The 4,879-nt window shown below is 70.5% G+C and carries 4 protein-coding genes; 3 read left to right on the forward strand and 1 reads right to left on the reverse strand.

What is annotated here, in order from left to right; all coding sequences use genetic code 11:
* The 3 genes from AB0O67_RS36585 to AB0O67_RS36595 all read left to right on the forward strand — a co-directional run.
* Positions 1-1,048 (forward strand): hypothetical protein (locus tag AB0O67_RS36585; RefSeq protein WP_365460183.1); only part of this gene is annotated, 1,048 nt, incomplete at its 5' end.
* 243 nt (positions 1,049-1,291) lie between these two features.
* Positions 1,292-2,278 carry a type I pantothenate kinase gene (gene coaA / locus AB0O67_RS36590; RefSeq protein ID WP_365460186.1) on the forward strand — a complete coding sequence of 329 codons (987 nt, stop codon included), beginning with the start codon at positions 1,292-1,294 and terminating at the stop codon, positions 2,276-2,278.
* Between the two features lie 23 nt (positions 2,279-2,301).
* Positions 2,302-3,243 (forward strand): DUF389 domain-containing protein, encoded by a 942-nt coding sequence (locus AB0O67_RS36595; protein WP_365460189.1) that lies wholly within the window; start codon positions 2,302-2,304, stop codon positions 3,241-3,243.
* A gap of 93 nt (positions 3,244-3,336) precedes the next feature.
* On the opposite strand, the gene glmM is transcribed toward AB0O67_RS36595, so the two are convergent.
* A complete protein-coding gene (gene glmM, locus AB0O67_RS36600; RefSeq protein WP_365460192.1) occupies positions 3,337-4,695 on the reverse strand; it encodes a phosphoglucosamine mutase in 1,359 nt (452 codons plus the stop codon).
* Between the last annotated feature and the right edge of the window lie 184 nt (positions 4,696-4,879).

Consider the following 4,879-nt stretch of genomic DNA (forward strand, 5'->3'; position numbering starts at 1 on the left):
CCGGATTTTCGATCCGGCCGACCACGGCATGAACATGCACACCTGGCTGCGCGCGATCTCGGACCTGGCCACGAACCGTCTCCGCCAGAACAAGAACTCCTACACCCCGCCGCCGGTCCGTCCCGTGCGGGACAAGGACCTGTGCGGGGAGGTGGTGGCGGAGATCCGGGCTCTTGCCGTCGAACTGACCGGCGCCGCAGCACTGCGGGACCTTGCTCCGGCCCTGTTGCAGGTGGCCGGGCAAACCGATGCCGACCTGGGATACCGCCTCTTCCTGCGGGCCCTGAAGGCTCACTCCGTACGGGTCTCGAAGGAGCGCTACGACAGGTTCCGCCAACTCGGCGAGCGGCTCGGGTACCCGGTCGCGGTCGTCCGCGACGGCCTCGACGTCGACTGGCCGCCCATCGACACCACGCACCGGGACACAGCGTGGGACTTCGGTCTCTCCGGTCTCGCCGGCAACGCCCACCAGGACTGGCGTGCCGACAGTGCCCTGAGGGAGATCCGTCGTGTGGCCGACGTGGACGAACCCGGGCAGTCCCCGGGCTCGGCGGCGGCCCTCCTCCTGGAGGACGCACTGCGCCTGCTGCACTCCCCCCTGCCCGACGACACGCTCACGACGCTGTGGGTCGCGGTCTCGGACGCGGCCCTGCGTATCGACGGGCGCGACTGGCTGCGGCTGATCACGGAGGTGTGCGAGGAGCGGCTGAGGACGGTCGCCCCCACCTACATCCCCGTGGTATCGCCGGCGACGCCTACGGAGTCGGCCGACACGGTGCTGCGGGAACTCCGTGGGACGGCGCCTGCGATGGCGGAGAGGTCCATCAGCCCCCATTGCCAGCCGGTCCCGGCCACGGAGGCCATGGCCGCGCTGGAACAGGTGGTCCGCCAGGTCGATCCCGACCTCGGATTCCGGCTGTTGCTCCGGCTCCTGGCGGTGCTGTCCGTGCCGGTGACGCCGGAGCAGTACGAGCGATACCGGGCCATCGGTGAACGGTTCGGATACGGCGAGTACCACGTCGACGGGATCGAGCACCTCGTCCAGTAGCAGAGGGCCGAGAAGCCCTGACCGGGCCGTCAGTCCCAGCTCGATCGGCGATCGGCCCGTGCTTGAGCTCGAACCCCGAGCACTCGGGCGCCCACGCTCAGGCAGGACGCCGCGGTTGCTGCTGTCCCCGGCGCCCACGCCGGTGATCAACCGGTTGCGGCGTGCGGCGACCGGTCTCCCGCGAACTCCCCCGCGTGACGCATCCCACGCCCCCCTCCGTCCACACTCCCGTAACAATGGACTGTGATCTCTCCGGTCTCCCCGACGCGGAGCGCCCACCGGCCCCGGCCGGAGGCGACTCCCTACGTCGACCTCACCCGTGCCGAGTGGAGCGCGCTGCGCGACAAGACCCCGCTGCCCCTGACGGCGGAGGAAGTCGAGAAGCTGCGCGGCCTCGGCGACGTCATCGACCTCGACGAGGTGCGGGACATCTACCTCCCGCTCTCCCGTCTGCTCAATCTCTACGTCGGCGCCACCGACGGCCTCAGAGGCGCGCTCAACACGTTCCTCGGTGAGCAGGGCTCCCAGTCCGGCACCCCCTTCGTCATAGGCGTCGCCGGCTCGGTGGCCGTCGGCAAGTCCACCGTCGCCCGCCTGCTCCAGGCCCTGCTCTCCCGCTGGCCCGAGCACCCACGCGTCGAGCTGGTCACGACCGACGGATTCCTGCTCCCCACCAAGGAACTGGAAGCCCGCGGCCTGATGTCCCGCAAGGGCTTCCCCGAGTCGTACGACCGCCGCGCCCTGACCCGCTTCGTCGCCGACATCAAGGCGGGCAAGGACGAGGTCACCGCACCCGTCTACTCCCACCTCATCTACGACATCGTCCCCGGCGAGCGGCTCGTCGTCCGCCGTCCCGACATCCTGATCGTCGAGGGCCTGAACGTCCTCCAGCCCGCCCTCCCCGGCAAGGACGGCCGCACCCGCGTCGGCCTCGCCGACTACTTCGACTTCAGCGTCTACGTCGACGCGAGCGCCGAGGACATCGAGACCTGGTACCTCAACCGCTTCAAGAAGCTCCGTCACACGGCCTTCCAGAAGTCGGACTCCTACTTCCGCAAGTACACCCAGGTCACCGAGGAAGAAGCCGTCGACTACGCCCGCACCCTCTGGCGGACCATCAACAAGCCCAACCTGGTGGAGAACATCGCCCCCACCCGCGGCCGCGCCACCCTGATCCTCCGCAAGGGCCCGGACCACAAGGTCCGCCGCCTGAGTCTGCGCAAGCTGTGACCCGAGCCTGTTAGAAAGGCGTCATGCTGCATCTCCGGGTCATCACGCCGTCCGACAGCACCGACGCCGTTGTCCGCGTCATCGAGGAAACGGTCGGCACCACGCACCTGTGCGTGATGGCGGGCGCCGCCCGCAACCCGGCCGGAGACGTGGTGACATGCGACGTGGCCCGCGAGGCGGGCGACGAACTGCTCGACAGGCTCCAGGAACTGGGTATCGAGGACACCGGGTCGATCGCCGTCGAGGACGTCGACCTGTCGCTGTCCAAGCGCGCCGACCAGGCCGAGAAGGACGCCCCCGGCGAGGCCGCGGACGCGGTGCTCTGGGAGCACCTGACCGACGCGACCCACGAGGAGTCGACCCTCTCGATCACCTACCTCGCGTTCATCACGCTGGCCACGATGATCGCGGCCTGCGGTGTCGTCCTCGACAACGCGATCCTGATCGTGGGCGCGATGGCGGTGGGTCCGGAGTTCGGCCCGCTGGCGGGCATCTCCACCTCGGTGGTGCGGCGCCGCCCCCGCCTGGCCCTGCGCTCAGTGATCGCGCTGCTGGTGGGCTTCGCGGCGGCGATGGCGGTGACCGTGCTCTTCAGTCTCCTGATGGACGCGCTGGGCCTGTTCACCGAGGCACAACTGGAGGCCGACCGCCCGCAGACCGGCTTCGTCTACGCCCCCGACGCCTTCTCCTTCGTCGTGGCGGTCCTGGCCGGCATCGCGGGCACTCTCTCGCTGACGTCCTCGAAGTCGGGCGCCCTGGTGGGTGTCGCCATCTCGGTGACCACGATTCCGGCCGCCGCCAACGCGGCGGTCGCCCTCAGCTACGGCGACACCAAGCAGACGGTCGGCTCCACCGAGCAGCTCCTGCTCAACCTGCTCGGCATCATCGTCGCCGGCACCCTCACGTTGCTGGCCCAGAAGTGGTTCTGGGCCAGACAACGAGCCGAGTACAGGAACGCCGGTTAGGGCGTCCCCCTCAGGGGCGCGGGAACCGCGCGACCAGCCGAGGCGGACCCGCGGCCCGCCGGCCACGGCACCGGCCCCCCACCTACCCGGCGATCACCCCAGCGCCGACTTCACCGCATCGGCCAACCGCCCCGCCACGGACCGAGCCTGATCGATGTCCGCCGCCTCGACCATCACCCGCACCAGCGGTTCCGTCCCGGACGGCCTCAGCAGCACCCGCCCGGTGGCCCCCAGCTCCCGCTCCGCCTCGCCGACGGCCGCCGCCAGATCCGCGGACGTACGCACCCGCGACTTGTCGACGTCCGGCACGTTGATCAGGACCTGCGGCAACCGCTCCATCACACCGGCCAGCTCCCGCAGCGAGCGCCCGCTCTCGGCGACCCGCGCCGCCAGCAGCAGCCCCGTGAGCGTGCCGTCCCCGGTCGTCGCGTGGTCGAGGATGATCACGTGCCCGGACTGCTCACCGCCGAGGGCGTAGTCGTGCTCCTTCATCTCCTCCAGCACATACCGGTCGCCCACCGCCGTCTGCACCAGCTGGATGCCCTCGCGCTCCATGGCCAGCTTGAAACCCAGATTCGACATCACGGTCGCGACAACGGTGCCGGAGCGCAGTGCGGAACGCTCCCGCATCGCCAGCGCGAGCACGGCCAGGATCTGGTCGCCGTCCACCTCCTCACCGGTGTGGTCCACGGCGAGGCACCGGTCCGCGTCACCGTCGTGCGCGACACCGAAGTCGGCCCCGTGCTCGAGCACCGCGGCCTTCAGCTGTCCCAGGTGCGTCGACCCGCACCCGTCGTTGATGTTCAGCCCGTTCGGTTCGGCCCCGATCGTGACGATCTCGGCACCGGCCCGCGTGAAGGCCTCCGGCGACACCCGGGCCGCCGCCCCGTGCGCCTCGTCCAGGACGATCTTCAGCCCGTCCAGCCGGTTCGGCAGCGCGGCGACGAGGTGGCCGACGTACTGGTCGAACCCCTCCTCGTAGTCGCGCACCCGTCCGACGCCGGACCCGGTCGGCCGCTGCCAGGGCTCACCGCGCCGGTGCTCCTCGTAGACGGACTCGATCCGGTCCTCGAGGTCGTCCGGCAGCTTGTGCCCACCGCGCGCGAAGAACTTGACGCCGTTGTCCGGCATGGCGTTGTGGCTGGCGGAGAGCATGACACCCAGGTCGGCCCCCAGCGCCCCGGTCAGATACGCCACCGCCGGCGTCGGCAGCACGCCGACCCGCAGGACGTCCACACCCGCGCTGGCGAGGCCGGCGACCACTGCGGCCTCCAGGAACTCTCCGGACGCGCGCGGGTCCCGCCCGACCACCGCCGTCGGCCGGTGGCCGGCGAAGGTGCCCGCCTCGGCCAGCACGTGGGCCGCCGCGACGGACAGACCGAGCGCCATCTCGGCCGTCAGATCCGCGTTGGCGACACCGCGCACGCCGTCCGTGCCGAAGAGTCGTCCCACTTGTCCTCCTGAGGAAACGTCAGTTCGGGTAGCCCCGCGGACGCGGCCCGCGACCGCGGCTCCCGTATCCCAGGCATACGATGCCTGGACATCCCATCACACAAGACTTTGAGCGTCTTGTGCCGTTATACGCCTGTGTCTGTGATAAACGAACGCCCCGGCGGCACAGTGGCGTGCCGCCGGG

The organism is Streptomyces sp. NPDC086077, from assembly GCF_040686175.1.
GTDB lineage: Bacteria > Actinomycetota > Actinomycetes > Streptomycetales > Streptomycetaceae > Streptomyces.